At 76.4% G+C, this 21,706-nt stretch carries 19 protein-coding genes; 4 read left to right on the plus strand and 15 right to left on the minus strand.

All coding sequences use genetic code 11. The features are described 5' to 3' along the window. Positions 1-27: 27 nt before the first annotated feature. From JD78_RS07595 to JD78_RS07630, 8 genes are all read right to left on the minus strand, one after another. On the minus strand, positions 28-450 hold the full coding sequence (locus JD78_RS07595; RefSeq protein WP_153361028.1) for a hypothetical protein: 423 nt from the start codon (positions 448-450) through the stop codon (positions 28-30). Then, on the minus strand, positions 440-643 hold the full coding sequence (locus tag JD78_RS07600) for a helix-turn-helix transcriptional regulator (protein WP_243730999.1): 204 nt from the start codon (positions 641-643) through the stop codon (positions 440-442). The genes JD78_RS07595 and JD78_RS07600 overlap by 11 nt, the downstream gene beginning before the upstream one ends. A 77-nt stretch (positions 644-720) precedes the next feature. Beyond that, a complete protein-coding gene (locus JD78_RS07605) occupies positions 721-2,448 on the minus strand; it encodes a DUF2207 domain-containing protein (protein WP_153361027.1) in 1,728 nt (575 codons plus the stop codon). Positions 2,449-2,550: 102 nt separating this feature from the next. Then, the gene (locus JD78_RS07610) at positions 2,551-4,995 is read right to left on the minus strand and encodes a phosphoketolase family protein (RefSeq protein WP_153361026.1); all 2,445 of its coding nucleotides are present in this window, start codon (positions 4,993-4,995) and stop codon (positions 2,551-2,553) included. Between the two features lie 94 nt (positions 4,996-5,089). Continuing rightward, the gene (locus JD78_RS07615; RefSeq protein ID WP_153361025.1) at positions 5,090-7,843 is read right to left on the minus strand and encodes an HAD-IC family P-type ATPase; all 2,754 of its coding nucleotides are present in this window, start codon (positions 7,841-7,843) and stop codon (positions 5,090-5,092) included. Positions 7,844-7,941: 98 nt separating this feature from the next. Then, positions 7,942-8,805 (minus strand): VldE C-terminal domain-containing protein, encoded by an 864-nt coding sequence (locus JD78_RS07620; RefSeq protein ID WP_166521061.1) that lies wholly within the window; start codon positions 8,803-8,805, stop codon positions 7,942-7,944. A 209-nt stretch (positions 8,806-9,014) separates the two neighbouring features. Further along, positions 9,015-10,592, minus strand: a complete 1,578-nt coding sequence (locus tag JD78_RS07625) for an LLM class flavin-dependent oxidoreductase (protein WP_153361024.1) — start codon at positions 10,590-10,592, stop codon at positions 9,015-9,017. A 54-nt stretch (positions 10,593-10,646) separates the two neighbouring features. Further along, the gene (locus JD78_RS07630) at positions 10,647-11,999 is read right to left on the minus strand and encodes a DUF2254 domain-containing protein (RefSeq protein WP_166521062.1); all 1,353 of its coding nucleotides are present in this window, start codon (positions 11,997-11,999) and stop codon (positions 10,647-10,649) included. A 343-nt stretch (positions 12,000-12,342) separates the two neighbouring features. Here JD78_RS07630 and JD78_RS07635 point away from each other — a divergent pair, with 343 nt between their 5' ends. After that, positions 12,343-13,323 (plus strand): patatin-like phospholipase family protein, encoded by a 981-nt coding sequence (locus tag JD78_RS07635; protein WP_166521063.1) that lies wholly within the window; start codon positions 12,343-12,345, stop codon positions 13,321-13,323. On the opposite strand, the gene JD78_RS07640 is transcribed toward JD78_RS07635, so the two are convergent. The 3 genes from JD78_RS07640 to JD78_RS07650 form a co-directional block, all read right to left on the minus strand. After that, positions 13,300-14,040 (minus strand): GDSL-type esterase/lipase family protein, encoded by a 741-nt coding sequence (locus JD78_RS07640; protein WP_153361022.1) that lies wholly within the window; start codon positions 14,038-14,040, stop codon positions 13,300-13,302. The genes JD78_RS07635 and JD78_RS07640 overlap by 24 nt on opposite strands. Further along, positions 14,037-15,140 (minus strand): glycosyltransferase, encoded by a 1,104-nt coding sequence (locus tag JD78_RS07645; protein ID WP_153361021.1) that lies wholly within the window; start codon positions 15,138-15,140, stop codon positions 14,037-14,039. The genes JD78_RS07640 and JD78_RS07645 overlap by 4 nt, the downstream gene beginning before the upstream one ends. Positions 15,141-15,285: 145 nt before the next feature. Then, positions 15,286-16,935, minus strand: coding sequence for a bifunctional 3'-5' exonuclease/DNA polymerase (locus JD78_RS07650; protein ID WP_153361020.1), 1,650 nt, complete (start codon positions 16,933-16,935; stop codon positions 15,286-15,288). Positions 16,936-17,011: 76 nt separating this feature from the next. Here JD78_RS07650 and JD78_RS07655 point away from each other — a divergent pair, with 76 nt between their 5' ends. Together JD78_RS07655 and JD78_RS07660 are read left to right on the plus strand one after the other, a co-directional pair. Further along, positions 17,012-17,164, plus strand: coding sequence for a hypothetical protein (locus JD78_RS07655; protein WP_166521064.1), 153 nt, complete (start codon positions 17,012-17,014; stop codon positions 17,162-17,164). Beyond that, positions 17,161-17,358 (plus strand): hypothetical protein, encoded by a 198-nt coding sequence (locus tag JD78_RS07660; protein WP_153361019.1) that lies wholly within the window; start codon positions 17,161-17,163, stop codon positions 17,356-17,358. Before JD78_RS07655 ends, JD78_RS07660 begins: the two co-directional genes overlap by 4 nt. 18 nt (positions 17,359-17,376) lie before the next feature. Here JD78_RS07660 and JD78_RS07665 read toward each other — a convergent pair whose 3' ends face one another. Genes JD78_RS07665 through JD78_RS07675 form a run of 3 tightly spaced genes read right to left on the minus strand, consistent with a single transcriptional unit; the run spans position 17,377 to position 18,973 of the window. Beyond that, positions 17,377-17,754, minus strand: coding sequence for a DUF4267 domain-containing protein (locus JD78_RS07665; RefSeq protein ID WP_153361018.1), 378 nt, complete (start codon positions 17,752-17,754; stop codon positions 17,377-17,379). Further along, entirely contained in the window at positions 17,751-18,326 is a 576-nt protein-coding gene (locus JD78_RS07670) for a hypothetical protein (protein ID WP_153361017.1), read from the minus strand. Before JD78_RS07670 ends, JD78_RS07665 begins: the two co-directional genes overlap by 4 nt. Then, entirely contained in the window at positions 18,323-18,973 is a 651-nt protein-coding gene (locus JD78_RS07675) for a class I SAM-dependent methyltransferase (RefSeq protein ID WP_228395219.1), read from the minus strand. Before JD78_RS07675 ends, JD78_RS07670 begins: the two co-directional genes overlap by 4 nt. Positions 18,974-19,033: 60 nt before the next feature. Between JD78_RS07675 and JD78_RS07680 the strand changes: the two genes are divergently transcribed. After that, entirely contained in the window at positions 19,034-20,518 is a 1,485-nt protein-coding gene (locus JD78_RS07680; protein ID WP_243731000.1) for an ATP-dependent DNA ligase, read from the plus strand. Between the two features lie 96 nt (positions 20,519-20,614). Here the strand turns inward: JD78_RS07680 and JD78_RS07685 are convergent, their stop codons facing one another. After that, positions 20,615-21,643 carry an LLM class flavin-dependent oxidoreductase gene (locus JD78_RS07685; RefSeq protein ID WP_166521065.1) on the minus strand — a complete coding sequence of 343 codons (1,029 nt, stop codon included), beginning with the start codon at positions 21,641-21,643 and terminating at the stop codon, positions 20,615-20,617. Positions 21,644-21,706 lie beyond the last annotated feature (63 nt).

Consider the following 21,706-nt stretch of genomic DNA (forward strand, 5'->3'; position numbering starts at 1 on the left):
GCGTACGAGCGCCCGCGCGGTCCGGCCTCAGCTGCGGCGGGAGATGACCGAGAAGGCGACGGCGCCGACGGCGACCTCGGTGACCAGCAGCAGGAACAGCACCATCTCGGTGAGCGCACCGAGGGCGATGGCGATGGTGGCGACGGCGGTGAGCGGGAAGGCGAGCAGGCCGACGACGGCCAGCGCCCGGGTCAGCACCGCGTCCTCGCGCTCGTCGCCGGTCAGCGTCCAGGCCCGCTCGAACGTCGAGGCGCGGCCCCGGCTCACCCGCCAGATCATCACCCCGGCCAGGACCAGGCCGACGGCCCCGCCCTGCAGCAGGCCGTTGCCCATGTTGCCCGGGCCGTGCTCGCGCAGCAGCAGACCGGTGCCGACGACGGCGGTCAGCGTCACGGCGCCGACCAGCAGGCCGAGCGCGGGGTGCTTGACGAGCTGGTGGTCAGTCGACATGGAACGTCTCCTCGACGGTGCGGTGGAAGTGCCGGGCGATGGCGATGGCCAGGGGCAGCGAGGGGTCGTAGCGCCCGGTCTCGATGGAGTTGACCGTCTGCCGGGAGACGTCGAGGGCCTCGGCCAGCTCCCGCTGGGACAGGCCGGCGGCGAGCCGCAGCTCCCGGACGTCGTTGCGCATCGTCTCCCTCACTGGTCAAGCACCCTTGACATGTCGAGGGTGCCCGGCCACCCGGAAGTCTGTCAAGCACCCTTGTCATCTGGGCCAGGTCACCAGCTGCCGCCGCCACCTCCGCCGGCCGCGCCGCCCACCGACGTCGCACCACCGCCGCTGCTCACCGGCGGGGAGAGCACCGGGTTGTCCGGGGAGGAGAAGGCGACCAGCGACGGCCACACCCCCACGTAGCCGGCCCCGTGGGCCGGCACGTACCAGTCCGCCGCCGGCGCGGGGCCCGCCGCCTCCAGCGCCGCGGCGAACTGGTTCGCGACGCCGAGGGCGACCGCGTGCGGCAGGTACCGGGCCCGGGGGTCGCCGGCCAGGTCGTCGACCCGGCCGGCCGGCACCCGCGCCAGCGCGTCCGACGCGGCCAGGGAGTCGCGGAAGGCCACCACCTGCTGGTGCACCTGCGCCCCCTCCGCGGTGCGCTGCGGCATCCGCCCGGCGAGCCCCAGCACCACCAGCCCGGCGACGACGACGCCCAGACCGGCCAGCGCCCAGGTGCCGACGGCCGCGAGCACGACGGTGAGGACGACGCCGGTGCCGAGCAGCACGGCGCCCCGGGCGTACCAGCGGCGGCGGACGGCGGCCGGGTCGGCGGTGAACCAGCCGAGCTCGACCACGTCGGTGTACAGCGCCGAGCGGACCCGGCCGTCCAGCCCGCCGAACCGCGGCTGCAGCTCCGACAGGGTGACCACGTCGCCCTCGGCGAAGACGCCGTCCAGCAGCAGCTGCTCGTACCCGCGCAGGCCCCGCAGGTCCTTCCCGGTGCGCACCAGCCGCCAGTCGGCCGGGCCATCACTCCCGTCGGCCGCGCGGCCGCCGGTCTCCTCGATCCGCAGGTGGCCGCGGACCGCCAGGTCGAGCAGGGTGGCGGTCACCTCGTGCCGCTGGGCGTGCCCGTCGAGCACCGTGCCCAGCTGGGCGGGGCGCCCGTCCCGCGGCGGGGTGAGCTGCGGCGGGACCGGACCGGACGCCCGCCGCGGCCGGCCGCGGCGGGCCAGCAGCACGACGGGGCCGGCCAGGGCCAGCAGCGCGGCGAGGGCCAGACCGGCGGTGGCCGGGGTGGCCCGGAACGCCCGCGCCGGGCTGAACGTGTCGTCGTAGATCGGCTCGGCCGCGGCGAACGTCCCCGCCGGCCAGCGCCCGGCGACGGTCACCCCCTCCTCGGGGGCCAGGCCCGACGCCTGCGCGTGCAGCTCGCCGCCGGGCTCGACCGTGACGTCGCACGGGGTGCGCGAGCCCTCGGCGCCGACGACGCAGTCCGCCTCCACCGGAGCCGCGCCCGACGGCCCGGCCACCCGGACGTCGACGTCGTCGACGGGCACCGACCAGCCGGTGCCCACGGCGTTCCACCGCAGCTCGTCGGCGTCGGCGACGCCGGCCACCCGGTAGCCGATCTCGTAGGTGTGCCGGCCGCTGACCTCGGTGTCCTCGTCGCCCACCCGGAGGGTGAGCACGCCGTCCTCGCGGAGCAGCTCGGTGTCCACCGGCGCGCCGGAGGGGCTCTCGACGGTGACGTCGCTGACCGGGTGCAGCCGGTCGCGGGTCTGCGCGTAGGGCAGCCGCTCCGGGATCAGCCGCTCGATCCCGTGCCGCTCCTCGTCCCCGAAGTCGTACTCGATCACCTCCTCCACCTGCAGCGACCCGTCGGCGGCGGCCTCGATGCGCACGTCGTAGGAGCGGATCGCCTCCGCCGGCCCGCCACCGGTGCACCCGCCCAGCAGCACCGCCCCGAGGACCAGCCCGCTCGCCACCCCCGCCCGCCGCCTGCCGTCCATGCGTTCCCCCGTTCCTCGTGCGCCCCCTGTGTGGCGAGGCAGCCGACCGAGGATCGCGGCGGCCCGCCCACCGGTCAACGCGACGGGCGGGCACGGGTGCGGTCAGGACGGCTCGTGCAGCGGCTCGTTCGTGCCCACCCGCACGTGCCCGTCGACCGGAGCCCACTGCCACTGCTGGATCTCCGGCCGGTCCTCGCCGTGCGTGCGCACGTACTGCCGGTGCTCGATGATCTTGCCGGCCAGCTGCTCCCGGGCGTGCGCGGAGACGTCGCGGAGCCGCTCGACCCGGTCGATGACGTCGATCGCCAGGTGGTAGCGGTCGATCCGGTTCATCACGCAGATGTCGAACGGCGTGGTCGTGGTGCCCTCCTCCACGTACCCGCGGACGTGGATGTTCCCGTGGTTGGTCTGGCGGTAGGTGAGCCGGTGGATCAGCCAGGGGTAGCCGTGGTAGGCGAAGATCACCGGCTTGTCCCGGGTGAACAGCGCGTCGAAGGCGGTGGCGTCCAGGCCGTGCGGGTGCTCCCGGTCGTCCTGCAGCCGCATCAGGTCGACCACGTTGACCACCCGGATCCGCAGGTCGGGCAGGAGCGCGCGCAGCAGCTGCACCGCGGCGAGGGTCTCCATCGTGGGCACGTCGCCGGCACAGGCCATGACGACGTCGGGCTCGACCCCGGCGTCGTTGCTGGCCCACTCCCAGATGCCGATGCCCTTGGTGCAGTGCACCACCGCGGCGTCCATGTCCAGGTACTGCAGCGCCGGCTGCTTGCCGGCGACGATCACGTTGACGTACTGCCGGGAGCGCAGGCAGTGGTCGGCGACGGAGAGCAGCGTGTTGGCGTCCGGCGGCAGGTAGACCCGGATGACGTCGGCCTTCTTGTTGACCACGTGGTCGATGAAGCCGGGGTCCTGGTGGGAGAAGCCGTTGTGGTCCTGCCGCCACACGTGCGAGGTGAGCAGGTAGTTCAGCGACGCGATCGGCCGCCGCCACGGGATGCCGTTGGTCGTCTTCAGCCACTTGGCGTGCTGGTTGACCATCGAGTCGACCAGGTGGATGAACGCCTCGTAGCAGGAGAAGAGGCCGTGCCGGCCGGTGAGCAGGTAGCCCTCCAGCCAGCCCTGGCAGGTGTGCTCGGAGAGGATCTCCATCACCCGACCGTCGGGCGCCAGGTGGTCGTCGTCGTCGAACCGCTCGGCCATCCAGGCCCGGTCGGTCACCTCCAGCACCGCGCCGAGCCGGTTGGAGTTGTTCTCGTCCGGCGACAGCACCCGGAAGGTGGTGTCGTTGCGGCGCATCACCTCGCGCAGGAAGCCGCCCAGCACCCGGGTGGCCTCCACCGCGCCGGTGCCCGGCGCGGCCACCGGGACGGCGTGGTCGCGGAAGTCGGGCAGCCGCAGGTCGGCCAGCAGCGCGCCGCCGTTGGCGTGCGGGTTCGCGCTCATCCGCCGGTCGCCCCGCGGGTGCAGGTCACGCACCAACGGCACCGGCGCCCCGGACTCGTCGAACAGCTCCTCGGGGCGGTAGCTGCGCAGCCACTGCTCCAGGACGGCGCGGTGCCCGTCGTCGCCGCGGGCGTTGCTGAACGGCACCTGGTGCGAGCGCCACGACCCCTCGACCCGGACCCCGTCGACCTCCCGCGGGCCGGTCCAGCCCTTCGGCGTCCGCAGCACGATCACCGGCCAGCGCGGCCGGCTCAGGTCGCCGCCGAGCCGGGCCCGCCGCTGGATCGCGGCGATCTCGTCCAGGCAGGCGTCCAGGGTGGCGGCGAACGCCTGGTGCATCACCGCCGGGTCGTCGCCCTCGACCAGGTACGGGGTGTGCCCGTAGCCGCGCAGCAGCTCCATCAGCTCGCCGCGCGGGATCCGGTCCAGCACCGTCGGGTTGGCGATCTTGTAGCCGTTGAGGTGCAGGATCGGCAGCACCGCGCCGTCGCGCTGCGGGTCGAGGAACTTGTTGGAGTGCCAGCTGGCGGCCAGCGGGCCGGTCTCGGCCTCGCCGTCACCGACGACGGCGGCGACGACCAGGTCCGGGTTGTCGAAGGCGGCGCCGTAGGCGTGGGAGAGGGAGTAGCCGAGTTCGCCGCCCTCGTGGATCGACCCCGGGGTCTCCGGCGCGACGTGGCTGGGGATGCCGCCCGGGAAGGAGAACTGGGTGAACAGCCGGCGCATCCCCTCGGCGTCCTGGGACACCTCCGGGTAGACCTCGGTGTAGGTGCCCTCCAGCCAGGCGGCGGCGACCGGGCCGGGCCCGCCGTGCCCGGGGCCCATCACGTAGATCATGTCCAGGTCGCGGGCGGTGATCGCCCGGTTGAGGTGCGCGTACAGGAAGTTCAGCCCGGGCGTGGTGCCCCAGTGGCCCAGCAGGCGGGGCTTGACGTGCTCCGGTCGCAGCGGTTCGCGCAGCAGCGGGTTGCCCATCAGGTAGATCTGCCCGACCGAGAGGTAGTTGGCCGCCCGCCACCAGGCGTCCAGCGCGGAGACCTCCTCGTCGCTGAGCACGCTCCGGGTGAGCCCGTCGACGTCGGCGATCCGGTCCTCGACGCTCATGCTCGCCTCTCCCCACTCGTCCCGCGCCCGTCGCGCCGGACCTCCGCGGTCGAGTCTTCGCACCACCGGCCGCGCCGCCCAGCGACCCCGGGCGTCACGCGCCGGGCCCAACGACCCTGGCGCGCCCGGCGCCACGGTGGCGCAGCCACTTCTCCGCCTCGACCAGCAGGTGGACGGCGACGCCGATCGCCGTGGCCCACACCCACCACACCGGTGCGACCGGGGCGGTGTCGAAGAGCTCGTTCATCCACGGGGCGTAGGTGAACAGCAGCTGCAGCCCGAGCATCGCGCCGACCCCGGCCAGCACCCAGCGGTTGCGCCACATCCCGATCCGCCACATGGGGCGCTCCAGCGAGCGGCAGTTGAGCAGGTAGGCCACCTGGACGGCGATGAACACGTTCACCGCCACCGTGCGGGCGACCTCCACCGGCTCCCCCGCGGCCAGCGCCCACCGGAACAGCCCGAACGCGCCGACCAGCATCAGCGCCGACACCAGCACGATCCGCCCGACGACCACACCGGTCAGCAGCGGGCGCGTGGCCGGCACCGGTGGCCGCCGCATGACGCCGTCCTCCAGCGGCTCGAACGCCAGCACCAGCCCGAGGGCCACCGCCGTCGTCAGGTTCACCCACAGCACCTGCACCGGCAGGATCGGCAGCGTCGTCGCCGCCACGACCGCCGTGAGGACGACCAGCCCCTGGCCGAAGCTGGTGGGCAGCATGAAGGTGATGAACTTGCGGAGGTTGTCGAAGACGCCGCGCCCCTCCTCGACCGCGGCCTCGATCGAGGCGAAGTCGTCGTCGGTGAGCACCATGTCGGCGGCCTCCTTGGCCACCTCGGTGCCACCGGCGCCCATCGCCACGCCGATGTCGGCCCGCCGCAGCGCCGGGGCGTCGTTGACCCCGTCGCCGGTCATCGCCACCACGTGCCCCTGGCGCTGCAGGCACTCGACCAGCCGGAGCTTCTGCTCGGGGCTCACCCGGGCGAACACCGCGGTGCGGGCGACCAGCGTCGGGAGGTCCGCTGCCGGGTGGTCGGCGAGCTCGGCGCCGGTGACCACGACCGGGTCGCCCCCCTCGCCCAGACCGAACCGCCGCGCGATCGCCCGGGCGGTGCCGGCGTGGTCGCCGGTGATCATCTTGACCTCGATGCCGGCCCGCTGGCAGGCCGCGACCGCGGTCAGCGCCGCCGGCCGCGGTGGGTCCTGCATCGCCTGCAGGCCGAGCAGCACCAGCCTCCCGTGCAGCGCCTCCTCGGTGAGCTCCGTGGTGCCCGGCGGCAGTTCCAGCGTGCCGATGGCGAGCACCCGCAGCGCCTGCCCGGCGAGCTCATCGGCCCGGGAGTGCACCGCGGCCGCGTCGACCGGCGCGGTGCTGCCGTCGGCCCGCAGCTCGGTGGCGGCCATCGCCAGCAGGCGCTCGACCGCCCCCTTGACGTAGGCGACGACCCGGCCGTCCGGGGCCCGGTGCAGGGTGGCCATCCACCGGCGGTCGGCATCGAACGGGATCGCGGCGACCCGGGGCAGCTCGCTGCGCAGCCGGTGCGGGTCCAGGCCGGCCTTCTCCCCCACCACCACCAGCGCCGCCTCCGTGGGGTCACCGACCACCGCGCGCCGGCCGCCGGTGTCGGTCAGCCGGGCGTCGTTGCAGAGCACGCCGGCCACGAGGCACTCGCGCAGGGCCGGCTCACCGCCCAGCTGCACCACGGCGCCGTCCCGGCGGAGCTCCCCCGCCGCCGCGTAGCCCGTGCCGGTCACCTCGACGGTGCGGCCGCCGACCAGCAGGGTCGTCACCGTCATCGCGTTGGCGGTCAGGGTGCCGGTCTTGTCGGTGCAGATGACCGAGGTGCTGCCGAGGGTCTCCACGGCGGGCAGCCGGCGGATCACCGCCCGCCGGCGGGCCATCCGGGCCACCCCGATGGCCAGGGTGATGGTGACGACCGCGGGCAGCCCCTCGGGGATGGCGCCGACCGCCAGGGCGACGGCGGCGGTGAGCATCTCCGCGGCCGGCTGCCCCCGCAGCAGGCCCAGCCCGAAGGTGAGCGCCGCCAGCAGCAGGATCACCACGGTCAGCAGCTGGCTGAACCGGGTGATCGTGCGGGTCAGCGGGGTCTCCAGCGTCTCGGCCTCGCCGACGAGCCGGTGGATCCGGCCGATCTCGGTGTCCGCGCCGGTGGCGACCACCACCCCGCGGCCCGCACCGCGGCCGACCAGGCTCGAGGAGTACGCCATGTTGGCCCGGTCGGCCAGCGCGGTCTCCACCGGCAGCGCGACGGCCTCCTTGACCACCGGGTCGGACTCACCGGTCAGCGCCGACTCGTCGACGTGCAGCTCGTGCACCTCCACCAGCCGCAGGTCCGCCGGCACCCGGTCCCCCGCGTCCAGGACGACGACGTCACCGGGCACGAGCTCGGCCGACGGCACCCGCCGGCGGACGCCGTCGCGGACCACCGTGGTCTCGGTGCGCACCATGTCCATCAGCGCGTCCAGCGCCTGTTCGGCCCGCGACTCCTGCACGAAGCCGATCACCGCGTTGGCCAGCACCACGGCGAGGATCACCCCGGCGTCCACCACGTCACCGAGCGCGAGGGTGGCGACGGCCGCGGCGAGCAGCACGTAGATCAGCGGGTGGTGGAACTGCAGCAGAAAGCGCAGCCAGGGCCCGCGCCGGTCCAGCCGCGGCAGGACGTTCGCCCCCAGCCGCGCCAGCCGGCCGCCCGCCTCGGCCTCGCTCAGGCCCCGTTCGCGGTCGGCGCCCAGCAGCACGACGACGTCGGCGACCGGCAGCCCGTGCGCAGCACCGACCGACGCGGGCGGCGGGGTGCTGACCAGGTCCTCGGTGGCGCCCATGCCCCGAGCCTCACGGCGAGCACGGGCCGGGGGCAGGGACGAAGGTCCGGCCGGACGCTGCCGGAAGGACCGTGCGTGGAGCCGCGGCCGGCGCGGGATCAGCCCCGGTAGTTCACGTGCACGTGGTCGTAGTGGTTCGCCGTGCCGCTCCCCCGGTCCGCCATGGCCTTCCAGGAGCCCCCGGGCGAGGAGAGCATCCGCTGCTCCCAGATGAGGTAGTCGACACCCAGCTCGGCCCAGTGCGCGCGGTGGTACTCCACGATCGCGTCGCCGAGGGCGGCGTCGGTCATGACCATGTAGTCCAGCGCCAGCCCCGAGGGGTGGCCACCGGGGTCGGCCGCGCTGGCCCGGGTGCCCCCGAGGGTGATGCGACCGGCGCCGGGGACCGCGGAGACCACCGCATCGGCCGCGGCCTGGACCACCGGCTTCACCGAGCCGGTGCTGTTGCTGATCCGAGCCACCCCGCCCGCGGGCGCCGCCGCGGCCGCACCGGTACCGCCACGCTGCGGGGCAGCCTGCTGGGTCTGCTGGGTCTGCTGCTGCGCGGCGGCCGCGGCCTCGGCGGCCGCCTTCGCCGCCGCCTCCTCCTCGGCGGCGGCGCGCTCGGCGGCCGCCGTCGCCTCGGCCTCGGCGGCCAGCCGGTCGACCTCGGCCTGGTCGGCGGCGGCCTGGGCCTGCTGCGCGGCCACCTGGGCGTCCTCGCGGCTGCTGCGGGTGGCCGCCAGCTCCTCCAGCGGCGCCAGGTCGCGGGCCGGGTCGACCGGGCGGGCCGACGCGGTCAGGCCCAGCGCCTCGGCGACGCTCACCGTCCCGGTCGGCGCCGCCTCCGCCTGGGCAGCGGGCTCCGGGCCGGCGAGCACGTGCACCGCGACCGCGCCGGCGGCGGCGACCGCCACGTAGAGCGAGGGGCGGCGCATGCCGGTGGGCGGGGTGCGGCGGGCAGCGGTGGAACGGGGGCGCATGAGCAGGAGGGCTCCGAGACGGCAGGGCGGCAGGGCGGAGGTGCCCGCACGCGGCGATGACGCCCACTCGGACCCCGCCGCTCACGAGCGGGACGGCCGACCGGACCCAGCCACCGTAGGTGCGTTGTGGAGTCGTGACAATCCGCGTCGGGCGATTCGTCGAGTGACGCCCCTCGCGTCCCACGCGTCCCGCAGTCCCGGCGGTCGGGTCAGTGCATGCCGAGCCGGGCGAGCGGCTCGACCAGCTCCCGCTCCTCGTAGGCCAGGTGCGACAGCAGCGTGTCGCTGAGCAGGTCGACGGCGGCCCGCAGCCCGGCCATCCCGTCGGTGACCGTGCCGTCGGAGCCGCCGACGAACTCGACCAGCGCCCGGTCGACGTTCTCCAGCACGTCGTGGATGGCGTGGTGCTCCTGCTCCAGCCGGTCGATCACCGGGCCGAGCCGCGGGTCACCGGCCCGCAGGTGCGGGAACATCGACTGGTCCTCGATGGTGTGGTGCGTGGTCACGATCCGGCAGTAGGCCTCGCAGTACGTGCCCAGCGTCCACTTGTTCTGCCGCATGGTCATCAGGCTGATGTGCGACCGGGCCGTCCCGACGTCCATCGTCCCGGCGGCCACCTGGTCGACCAGCGACTGCACCTGGGCCAGCTCGCTGCGCAGCCCGTCGTGGATAGCGACCAGGTGCTGGCCCTGGGCGAGCTCGGCGTCGGTGTAGTCACGCGCGGGGTCCGGCGCCGGGCCGGTCGGGCGGGTCGACTCGTCCCACACCTGCCGGTCGCTGCGCCGGGCCCCGTCGTCGGGCGTGGGGGCGACGGGGAACGCCGGCGTCCCCGCCGCGGGCCCGGGCGGCGCCGCGACGGCCGTCCTGCCCTCGGCGGCCACCAGCTCGCGGACGGCGGGGGCCACCTCGGCGGCGAAGCGGCGCAGGTCGTCGGGGTCGTCGCTGCCCAGGACGAACGTGCTGATCCGCTCCGCCAACGCCAGTTCGGCCAGTTCCTCGGCCCACTGCTCGGCCGGCCCCTGCAGCGCACCCTGCACCCGGCCCTGCAGCGGGCCCCGCAGCGGGCCATGGCCGGTGGTGGTGAACGTGCCGGTGACGTTGAGCAGCCGGCGCACGTCCGCCGGCGACCGGCCGGCCCCGACCGCGGCCTCGTCGATCAGCGCATTGCCGCGCGCCAGGTCGCCGGGCTGCAGGTAGCTCAGCGACGGCAGCCAGCCGTCGGCCCGGCGGCCGGTCAGGGCGAGCATCCGCGGCTTGTAGGCGCCCAGCCAGATGCCGACGTCGTGCGCCGGCGCCGGGCCGCGCTTCGCGCCGACCACCCGGTGGAACTCCCCCTCGACCCGCACGCCCCCGCGCGCGCCGGCGTCCCAGGTCTGCCGGACGACGTCGATCGCCTCCTCCAGCGCCTGCACCGCCTGCCCTCCGGTGAGCCGCTGCCCGCCCATCGCGGCGATGGCGTCCCAGAAGGCGCCGGCGCCCAGGCCCAGCTCCACCCGGCCACCGCTGAGCAGGTCGAGGGCGGCCACGCTGCGGGCCAGCACCGCCGGCGGCCGCAGCGGCAGGTTGGTCACGTTCGCCGCCAGGTGCACCCTGCTGGTGCGTGCGGCCACGAAGCTCAGCAGCGTCCAGGTGTCCAGGAAGGCCGGCTGGTACGGGTGGTCGGAGAACGTGACCAGGTCCAGCCCCACCTGCTCGGCCAGCACCGCCAGGGCGACGGTGCGGTCGGCGTCGGCGGCGCCGGGGGTCAGGAAGGCGCCGAAGGACAGGGGACGGCCGGGGTCGCTCACCCGCCGACTCTCGCACGGCGGGTGAGCGACCCCGGAGGACCCGGGCGCCCGTCGTCAGCGTCCCGCGGCCGGCCACTCCCCCGCGAGGGCCTGGGCCACCCGCTCGCGCCAGGCCCGGGTCTCCGACTCCGGCACCTGGGTCGAGCTGCGCGCGCTCGCCGCGACGGCGTCGGCGTAGCCGAGCACCTGGTCGTCCACGTCCCGGCCGCGGGCCTGCCAGGCGAACTCCTGCAGCAGTCCGGCCAGCCGGCGCAGCACCGCGGGTTGGCCCTCGGCGAAGTGCAACGGCTCCTCCATGGTCAGCTGGAGCAACGCCGGCAGCGTCCACGGCGGCACGACCACCCGCACGTTCCCGTCCTCGTCGCGGTGCGCCCGCCCGTCGGCCGGGTGCACGGCGAGCTTCCCGAGGATCGCCGAGGCGTGGGACAAGGCGTGCACCGCCGTCGTCGGGTCGTTGATGCCCGGGGAGAGCGCCCGCAGCGCGATGTCGACCACCTTGCGCAGGCCGTAGGCGACGTCGCGGCTGGCCGAGCGCTCGAAGTGCAGCTGGAGCGACTCGTCCAGCCGGTCGGCCAGCGCGTCGACGTCGAGGTCCGCGCCGGGCTCGAGCCGAGCGCGGGCGACCGGCGTGCCCTCGACCACCGAGTCGCCCATCCGCACGCCGAGCTCCACGACCACCCGCGCCTCGGCCGCGGCCGCCGCCGCGGCCCGGGCGTCGATCCCGACGAGGAAGCCGCTGGACCGGGCGGTGAGCAGCACCTCACGCCCGCGGGCGGGGCCGCTGCCCCCCGCCCCTCCCTGGTCGTGGTCGCTGCTGCTGCCGAGCTCGGTGGCGATCGTGGTGGTGGACTCGTCGTGCACGTCGCGGAGCATCGTCTCGACCCGCAGGACCGAGGCCAGGTGGCCGATGAAGAGCACCAGCGCCACGACGCTGCCCAGGGTCAGCAGGTAGGCGACGCTGATCGACAGGCGGGGGACGAACGCCGACTCGCCGACCGTCGCATCGGCCGTCCGCACGGTCCGGAGCACGGTGAGCGCGTAGACGAAGGTGAGCACCAGCTGGGCCAGCGTCAGCTGCACCACCCGGTCGGTGACGAAGGTCTGCAGCAGCCGCGGCGAGTACTGGCTGCTGCTCAACTGCAGGGCCAGCACGGTGAGGGAGAAGACCAGACCGGTCACCGAGATCAGCGAACCCGCGATCGCGTTGAGCAGGTCCCGGGCAGCCGCGGGGCCGCCCCCGAAGGCGAAGGTCAGCGGGTGGTCACCCCAGGCGAGCCAGCCGTCGACCGTGGGCAGCAGGACGCCGAGGCCGACGGCGATCACGATCCCGATGAACGGGATCGGCCACAGTGCCCCGCGCACCCGATCGACCACTGCGCCGAGCGGGCCGTCGCGCAACCCGCTCACCACCGGCACCGCACGGTGGCGCCGCCAGCACGTCCGGTCGCACCCGTGCACCCACCGCTGCCCGCGCCCGGGCGGCGCCGTGCACCACCGAGGTGGGCTCGCTCCCCAGCCATCCGGCCACCGCCTCCCTCCCGACGGCCCAGCGCCGGCACGACCGTGCGGCGCCCGACCTGCGCCGCCGGGACGAGCATGGTCAGCCCGGCTCCCCACGGCAACACGCGGGGCCTGCCGCCACCCCCTGCGGGGCAGCTCCCGGGCAGGTGGTCCGCGCGTATCGTGGCGCGCTCCCGGACGCCGGCACCTCGCTCCGGACCACGACCGGGACCGACGAGGGAGGACGCGCGTGCCCCCGCGGACCCACGTCGTGCTCGGCGGCGGCGCTGCCCTGGGTGCCTTCCAGGCGGGCGCGCTGCAGGGCCTGCTCGGCGCCGGGGTCGTCGTCGACCACCTGCACGGGGCGTCGGTCGGCGCGATCAACGCCGCCTTCCTCGCCGTCCGGCCCGACGCCCGCCGCGCGGACGAGCTCGCCGCCCTGTGGCAGGACCCGGCGCTGACCGGCGTGCTCCGCCCGGGGTGGCGTTCCCGCACCGCCGGGCTGGCGCGCTCGCTGCGCCGGGGCGGCGCGCTGCTGGACGACCGGCCACTGCGCCGGATGATCGCCACCCACGTGCCCGCGCACGACCTGGCCGAGTTGTCGGTGCCGGTCACGGTCACCACCACCTGCCTGGACTGCGGCACCGCCGCCCGGCACGCGACCGGCGCGGTCGGCGACGCCCTGGTGGCCAGCTCGGCGCTGCCCGGGCTGTTCCGCCCGGTTCTGCTGCCCGACGGCCACCGCCACGTCGACGGCGGCATCGTCGACGGCGTCCCGGTGTCCGCGGCGCTCGAGGTGGCCGGCCCGGACGACCGGGTGCTCGTGCTCGACTGCGGGCTGGCCCCGGTCACCGGGCGCGCGGACGTCTGCGCCGCCGCGTCCGACGTCGTCCCGGCGCTGGCCTGCGGCCTGCCGGTGACGGAGGGCCGCGCCGCCTACGTGCCGCCGGTGGAGAGCGGTCCGGGGGCGCTGGACACGGTGCTGCAGTCGTTCACCGTCGCCCGGGCAGCCGCCAACCGCGCCGCCGTCCGCGAGGGGCTGGCCGACCCACGGGTGGAGGTCGTCCCGCACGTCGCCGATGCCTGGGCGGCCGGGCTGCTGGAGACGCTGCCCGCCGGGCCGCGGGACCTGCGCAGCACGGCCGCGCTGCTGCGGGCCGGGCGCGAGGTCGCCGAGCGCTGGCTGGCCGGGCGCCCGGAGAGCAGCTCAACCGCGGTGCAGGACGGCTGAGGCCACCGGCCCACCGAGTTCCCGGGCGTGCCCCAGGGCGTAGGGCAGCCCGTGGCGCACCGCCCACCAGGCCTGCGCGGCGACGGTCGGCCCCCGGCCCGGGTCCGGCTCCCGCAGGGGCGGCAGGTCCCAGCCGGCCGTCCGGAGGACCCCGGCCGCGGCGACCGCCAGCCCCTGGTGGCCGGTGCGGCTCGGGTGCACCCGGTCGACCGCCCACCCCGCACCCGCGGCCAGCGCGGGCACACCCGCCAGGTCGACGACGTGCACCCCGGGCAGCGCGCCGGCGGCGTCGACCGCGGCGTTGACCGCGGCGGTGCGCCGCCGCACCGCCGTCGCGAGCGGGCCGCGCAGCCGCAGCACGGCGGCCGGGTCGTGCAGCCGGCCGACGAGCACCTCGGCCCCGCGGCCCCGCAGCGCGGCGACCACCCCGAACACGCCGGCGCCGACCGAGTCCGCGTCGAAGCCGGAGCGGGCCACGTCGTTGAGCCCGACCAGCAGCGTCGCCAGGTCCGGCCCACCGGCCACCGTCTCGTCCAGCCGGGCCAGCTGCCGGTCCCGGACGTCGGCGACCCGCGCCCCGGCCACCGCCAGCGGCACCAGCTGCGCGCCCGGGAGCGCGGCCGCGACCTGCCCCACCCAGGTGGCGGCCGGCTCGATCCGCAGCCCGACGCCCTCGCCGCAGGTCAGGCTGTCCCCCAGCGCGGCGACGACGGTCATGCCGCCGCCCGCACGGCCGCCTCGTGCACCGCGAGGAAGCCGCGCACGGTGGCGTCCCACGGGAACTGCTCGGCCCGCTCCCGGGCTGCCTCGCGGCGGACCTGTTCCGGGACGGTGAGCAGGTCCTGGACGGCGTCGGCTAGGGCGGCGCCGGTGCCGGCCGCCGACCGTCCGGCCCGCGGCCCGAGCACGCCGGGCAGCGCGGACGCGGACGAGGCGACCACCGGGGTGCCGCACGCCAGCGCCTCCAGCGCCGCGAGCCCGAACGTCTCGATGGGCCCGGGGGCGAGCGCGACGTCGCCGTCGGCGAGCACCCCGGCCAGCCGGTCCCGGCCGCTGACGTAGCCCAGCCACTGGACCGGCAGCCCGCGCGCGGCCGCCTGCAACGGGCGGCGGAGCGGCCCCTCCCCCGCCACGACGAGCCGGGCGTCCACGCCGCGGCGGCGCAGCGCGCGCAGCGTGCTGACCGCGAGGTCGGGGCGCTTCTCCCAGGAGAGCCGGCTGGCCATCACCAGCCGGACGCCCTCGGTGCGGCCGGGCCGCTCGCCGGTGCGCGCGGCGAAGGTTCCGGCGTCCACGCCCAGCGGGACGACCACCAGGTGCTCCGCGCCGATCCGGCGGAACTCCGCCGCGGCCCACTCGGTCGTGCAGACGACGGTGTCGAAGTCGGCGACCAGGCCGGCGTTGACCCGGTCGGCCACCGCGGTGCCGGGCAGCCGGGTGAACTGCCGCACCCACCGGTCGAGGCGTTCGTGGCTGACCGTGAGCGACGGGACGCCGGCGGCACGGGCCCACCGCCCCAGCCAGCGCAGGGTGGTGCGGTCGTGCACCTCCAGCACGTCCGGGGCGAACCGCTCGACCGCCGACCGGACCCGCCGGCGGTCCAGCAGCGCCCGGTAGCCCGGGGCCACGACCAGCGCGGGGCTCCGCAGCACGACCCGGCGGCCCCAGCCGGTGGCCACCACGTCGTCCGCCGGACCCGGTACCAGCTGGACCACCTCGTGGCCGGCCGCGGCGTAGCCCCCGGCGAGGTGGTCGAGGGCGGTGCGCAGCCCGCCCGAGGTGGCCGAGACGAAGTTGGCCGCCTGCAGGACCCTCATCGCGCAGGCTCCCCGCAGGAGGCGTCCGGGGTGGGTGCGCCGGGCATGCCCGCAGCCTGCCCCGCCGCTGGTCGGGCCCCCACCGCGCACCACCCCGACGGCGCTGAAACCCCGGCGAACAGTGCGTGACGTGCCGGCTGCGCACTCAGTCGGCGTCCGCCCAGGACCGGACGACGGCGACGTCGAGCGGGAAGTCGACCGGGAAGTCGCCGAACAGCAGGCGCCCGGCCTCGGCCGCCGACTCCCGGACCGCCGCGGCCACGGCGTCGGCGTGCTGCGCGGGGGTGTGCACCAGCACCTCGTCGTGCAGGAAGAAGACCAGGTGCGGGCGGTCGGTCAGCGCCCCCTCGCCGAGCCGCCACAGCCGGTTGCGCAGATCGGCCAGCCAGCACAGCGCCCACTCGGCACCGGTGCCCTGCACGACGAAGTTCCGGGTGAACCGGCCCCAGGCCCGGCGGTGCCGGTCGCGGTCCTCCGGGGAGAGCGCGCCCTCGGCCGGCTCGACCGCCCGCTCGGCCCACGGGCCCGTGGGCAACGGCGAGCCCCGGCCGAGCAGCGTGTGCACCACCTCGCCGCGTTCACCGGCCCGGGCGGCCTCCTCGACCAGCCCGATCGCCCGCGGGTAGCGGCGGGTCAGCCGCGGCATCATCCGGCCGCTCTCCCCGCGGGTGCCGCCGTACATCGCCCCGAGCATGCCCACCTTCGCCTCGGCCCGGGTGGCGACCGCGCCACTGGTCACCATGCCGGCGTACAGGTCGGCCGAGCGGGCCGCCTCGGCCATCGCGGTGTCCCGGCTCATCCCGGCCAGCACCCGCGGTTCGAGCTGCGCGACGTCGGCGACGACGAAGCGCCAGCCCTCGTCGGCGACCGCCGCCGGCCGGATCAGGGCCGGCACCGACAGCGCGCCGCCTCCGTTGGACGCCCACCGGCCGGTGACCACCCCGCCGGGGACGAAGACCGACCGGAACCGCCCGCCGCGGACCCAGGTGTCCAGCCAGTTCCAGCCGTTCGCCGTCAGCAGCCGGGAGAGCTTCTTGTACTCCAGCAGCGGGGCGACCCCCGGGTGGTCGAGCTGCTCCAGGGTCCACGACCGGGTGTCCTCGACCGGCAGCCCCGCGGTCTGCAGCGCCCGGAGCAGCCCACCGGGTGAGTCCGGGTTCAGCTCCGGCGCGCGCAGCGCAGCCCGGACGTCGGCGGCCAGCCGCTCCAGCACGACGGGCCGGTGCCCGGCCGGCGGGCGCGGGCCGAGCAGGTCGGTGAGCAGCCGCTCGTGCAGGTCGGTGCGCCACGGCAGCCCGGCGTGCGTCATCTCTGCGGCGACGAGGGCGCCGGAGGACTCCGCGGCGAGCAGCAGGCCCAGCCGGTGGCGCTGCGGCGACCCCGCCCGGGCCGCCTGCTGGCGCGCGGCCTCGGCGACCGGGTCGAGCGCGTCGGCGGGGTCGGCGAGCGGGAACAGCGCCGGGTCGGCGGCGACGACCGGCTGGAGGGCGTCCCAGCCCGCGGTGTCCGGGCCGGTCAGCAGCGCCTGCGCGACGAACGGCGAGCGGCGCAGCAGGGCGTGGCACAGCCGCAGGTCCGTGCAGCGCGCCACCCGCACCCCGGCGTCGAGCAGGGCGGGGTACCAGCGCGTCGTGTCGTCCCACACCCAGCGCACCGGCTGCTGCCCGGCGGACTCCCGAGCGGCGACGAAGGCCGGCAGCTGCCCGGCGGGCAGCCGCGTGACCCGCACGTCGTCGCCGTCCTCGAGCCGCGCCTCGACGTCCGGCCCCCGCCGCACCAGCAGGACCCGCTCCACCCGGCCAGTGTCGCCGAGGGGTCGGACGACCTGCGCGACCGTGCGTCAGACCGCGTCGTCCGGGTAGGGCACGGCGATGACCGAGATCGACCCGAGGGACCCCGACACCCTGTACGCCGCGGGTCCGGTGGCCGCCGAGCCGCCGGACGACGACCTGCCCGAGACCTCCCCGGTGCGCGACTCCGGGGGCACGGGACCCGGTCCCGACGACCTGGACCGGCTGCTGTGACCGCCGACCCCGCGGTGCCCGCCGACCCGGAGTACCCGCCGCTGGACCCGGACGCGCCGGTGCCCGATGACCCCGGCCCGCTGCTGCCGGACACCCCCGACGACCTGCCGCCGGCCCCGCCTGAGCCGGACCTGCCGGTCGAGCCGACGATCGACCCCGAGGGGCCGGACGACCCGGACGGCGTGCCCGCCTAGCTCCCGGTCCGGCCGCCGTCAGCGGCGGTGCCAGCGCACCGCACCGGCGGCGGCCAGCGAGAGCACGACCAGGGACAGCCCGGCGCTGCGGTCGGCGACGTCCCGGCCCCGCCGGGCCACCAGCACGGCGGCCGCGTCGAGCAGGGTGAGCAGGAGGGTCACCTCCGTGGTCCGGCGAGCCTGGGGCGCGGGGGTGACCAGCAGCGCCGCGCCCATGGCGATGTTCCGGGCGGCGATCAGCCGCACCAGCAGCGGCAGCGCGACGTCGCCCTGCGCCGCCTGCTCCCGGACGCCGAGCACGGCCGTCATCGCCCGCGGCGCGAACAGCGCCCCGGTGCCCAGCCACATCGACAGCGATCCGATGGTCTTGCGGGTCACGTCCCAGTCGCGAGTCATGACCGGCTGGTGCCCGGTCGGCGGGCCGGCCAACCGGTGCCCACGAGCACGAGCACGAGCGCCAGGAACGGCAGGGTGACGGTGCTCGCCACGAGGTCCGAGACCGTGGCGACGGCGAAGGGGACGACGCCCGGCGAGTCCAGCGGCCCGATCACCCGGTCCAGCCCGAGGGCAGCAACCGACGCCGGGAGGGTGAGCACCGCGGAGACCGCGCCGCCGGCGACCACCGCGGCCAGCACCGTGCCGGGCGCCCGGCGGACCGCGGCCAGCGCCGTCCGGGTGCCCCGGCCGAGCGCGCCCCCCGCCCGCAACCGGCCGCCGTCCGGCAGCCCGGTGAGCGCGCCGGTGACCCAGAGCTGGGCGACCAGCGCGGTGCCGAAGCCGACGACGTCGACGGCCAGGGCTGCGGCGTACCGCGGGTCGTCCCAGACCAGCACGTGGCGGAGCACGTCCGGGACGGTGTTCACCGCCGCGGCGACCAGCGCGGCCAGGTAGGCGGCCCGCCACCGCCGGCCGAGCAGCCGCAGCGCGGCCCGCAGCGTGCCGGTGGGTCCTGCGTCGGGTGGTTTCACGAGCGGGTCGCGACCAGCCCGGTCCAGAGGCCGGCCAGGCGCGTCTCCTGGGCGACGACGGTGAGCCCCGCGTCCCGGCAGGCGTCCGCGATCGCCTCCGGGATGGGGCGGTCGCCGTCGGCCGGGTGCCGGGACACCGCCCGCAGCGGCCGGCTGTCGATGAACCGGGCGGTCATCTCGCAGGAGTAGAACCGCCCGCCCGGGCGCAGCACCCGGGCCGCCTCCCGGACGACCTCGCGCCAGGGGCCGACGTGGTGCAGCACGTGGTACCCGAAGACGGCGTCGACCGAGCTGTCGTCCTGGGGCAGCGCAGTGGCATCGCCCTGGACGACGGTGACCCGGCCACCGAGGTCGTCGAGGGCGAGGCGGGCGTCGGCCACCGAGGCCGGGTAGAGCTCCACGCCGGTGGCCTGCTCGGCGCCGAAGAGCTCCAGCGCCAGCCGCAGGCCGGTGCCGCGCCGGCCGGGGCCGAGCTCGAGCGCCCGGCCGCCGGGCACGTCGCCGCCCAGCCGGTGCAGGATCGGGGCCTCGCCGCGGCGCTGGACGAGCGCGCGGAGCCGGGCGTCGACCCAGAGCCGGGTGCCGTCGACCAGGGTCGGGGGCACTCCCGGGGCGCGTGGCGAGGACGGCGAGCGGGTGTCGGGCACGATCCGGTGGTGCCCGACCAGGCGCGGGCAAAACGGTGTCGTCCACGGTCTGCTGCCACGATGGCCGGCGTGCTGCTCGCCGACGTCGTCGCCGCCTCCGCCGCCGTCGCGGCCACCCGGTCACGCACCGCCAAGGCCACCGCCATCGCCGACCTGCTCGGGCGGGCGGGCGCCGACGAGGTGCCCGCGGTCACCGCCTGGCTGGCCGGCGAACCGGCGGAGACCTCCTCGCTCGCCGTCACCGTCGTGGACGCCGCGCTGACCGAGCTCGCCGGCACGGCCGGCCCCGGGTCGGCGGCCCGTCGGGACGCGGCCCTCTCCGCGCTGCTGGGTGCTTCGACGGCGGTCGAGCAGCAGTTCCTGGTCCGGCTGCTCACCGGCGAGCTGCGGCAGGGCGCGCTGGAGGGCGTCGTGCTGGAGGCGATCGCCGCCGCGGCCGACGTGCCGGCGCCGAGCGTGCGCCGGGCGTTCATGCTGTCCGGCAGCCTGCCCGGTACCGCGGCCACCGCGCTGTCCGGCGGGGTCGCGGCGCTGGACGCCGAACGGCTGCGGGTCGGGCGCCCGGTGCGGCCGATGCTGGCCAGCCCCGGCTCGTCGCTGGACGCCGCGCTGGCCGACCTCGGCAGCGAGGTGACCGTGGAGTTCAAGCTCGACGGCGCCCGCATCCAGGTGCACCGCGACGGCGACGACGTCCGGGTGTGGACCCGCACGCTCCGCGAGGTGACCGACGGGGTGCCCGAACTGGTCGAGCGGATCCGCGCGCTGCCCTGCCAGCGCGCCGTGCTCGACGGGGAGACCCTGGCGCTGGACGACGACGGCCGGCCGCGGGCGTTCCAGGACACGATGAGCCGCTTCGGCAGCGACAGCGCGGACGCCGGCGTGCTGCTCAGCCCGTTCCTCTTCGACCTGCTGCACCTGGACGGCCGGGACCTGCTCGACGCACCGCTGGCCGAGCGGCTGGACGCGCTGGCCGGGCTGCTGGCCTCCCCCGAGCACGCGCCGCTGCGGATGCCCGGGGTGCGCCGGCCCACCGCGGAGCAGGCCGCCGGGGTGCTCGACGAGGCGCTGACCGCCGGGCACGAGGGCGTGGTGGTGAAGGACCTCGACGCCCCGTACGCCGCGGGCCGCCGCGGCCGGGCCTGGCAGAAGGTGAAGCCGGTGCACACCCTGGACCTGGTGGTGCTGGGCGCCGAGTGGGGGTACGGCCGCCGGACCGGCACGCTGTCCAACATCCACCTGGGCGCCCGTGACCCCGACGGCGGCGAGCCGGTGATGGTCGGCAAGACGTTCAAGGGGATGACCGACGAGCTGCTCGCCTGGCAGACGGCGACCTTCCCCGGGCTGGCCGCCGAGCAACCGGGGTGGGGCGTGCGGCTGCGGCCGGAGCTGGTCGTGGAGATCGCCGTCGACGGCGCCCAGCGCAGCACCCGCTACCCGGGCGGCGTGGCGCTGCGCTTCGCCCGGGTGCTGCGGTACCGGCCGGACAAGACCCCGGCCGAGGCCGACACCCTGGACGCCGTCCGAGCCCTCCTCGCCGGCGGCTGAACCGCCGCTCGGGTCGACCCGCGCCAGCGGAGGTCGAGCCACGTCCTGCCGCGGCCCGACGTCCGCCCAGCCGGGGCGCCGCTGGGCCCCGCCGGCTCAGGCGCCGGCGACCCGCGGCGCGACCTCGGTCCCGAGCAGCTCGATGCCGCGCAGCAGGTCGGCGTGCGCCAGCCGCGGGTTGGTCATCTGCAGCGAGATCCGGTCGACCCCGCCGAGCTGCTCGGAGACGCGCACCAGCTTGTCGGCCACGGTCTGCGGGTCGCCCATGAAGAAGGCGCCGTTCGGCCCGCTGGTCGCGTCGAACTGCGCCCGGGTGGGCGGGGCGAAGCCGCGCTCGCGGGAGACCGAGGTGAACATCTGGTGCCACCCCGGGTAGATCGTGTCCGCCGCCGCCTGGGTGCTCTCGGCGACGAAGCCGAAGACGTGCAGGCCCACCTGCAGCTTCTCGGGGGCGTGCCCGGCCTGCGCGCCGGCCCGCCGGTACAGGTCGACCAGCGGGGCGAACTGGCGGGGCTCACCGCCGATGATGGCGATCATCAGCGGCAGGCCGAGCAGCCCGGCCCGGACGAAGGACTCCGGGGTGCCGCCGACGCCGACCCAGATCGGCAGCGGGTCCTGCAGCGGGCGGGGGTAGACGCCCTGCCCGCTCAGCGGCGGGCGGTGCCGGCCGGACCAGGTGACGTGCTCGGAGTCGCGGATCTGCAGCAGCAGGTCGAGCTTCTCGGCGAACAGCGAGTCGTAGTCGGCCAGGCTCAGCCCGAACAGCGGGAACGCCTCGGTGAACGAGCCGCGGCCGACGACCAGGTCGATCCGGCCCTTGGCGATCAGGTCCAGCGTGGCGAACTGCTGGAACACCCGGACCGGGTCGGCGGCGCTGAGCACGGCCACCGCGCTGCCCAGCCGGATCCGCGAGGTGCGCGCCGCGGCGGCGGCCAGGATGACCGGCGGCGCGGAGTCGTAGTACTCGGCGCGGTGGTGCTCGCCGATGCCGAACGAGTACAGCCCCACCTGGTCGGCGAGGGCGATCTCCTCCAGCAGGTGCTCCATCCGCTCCTCGGGGCCGATGAGGCGCTCGGTCGAGGGGTCGGTGACGGCCGAGACGAAGCTGTCGACGCCGAGGTGCACGGGGTCCTCCAGAAGGGTGGCGAGGCGGGACCGATCAAGTTCAACGTTCAACCACAGTGAACC

Origin of the sequence: Modestobacter roseus (genome assembly GCF_007994135.1) — a bacterium.
GTDB classification, from domain to species: domain Bacteria; phylum Actinomycetota; class Actinomycetes; order Mycobacteriales; family Geodermatophilaceae; genus Modestobacter; species Modestobacter roseus.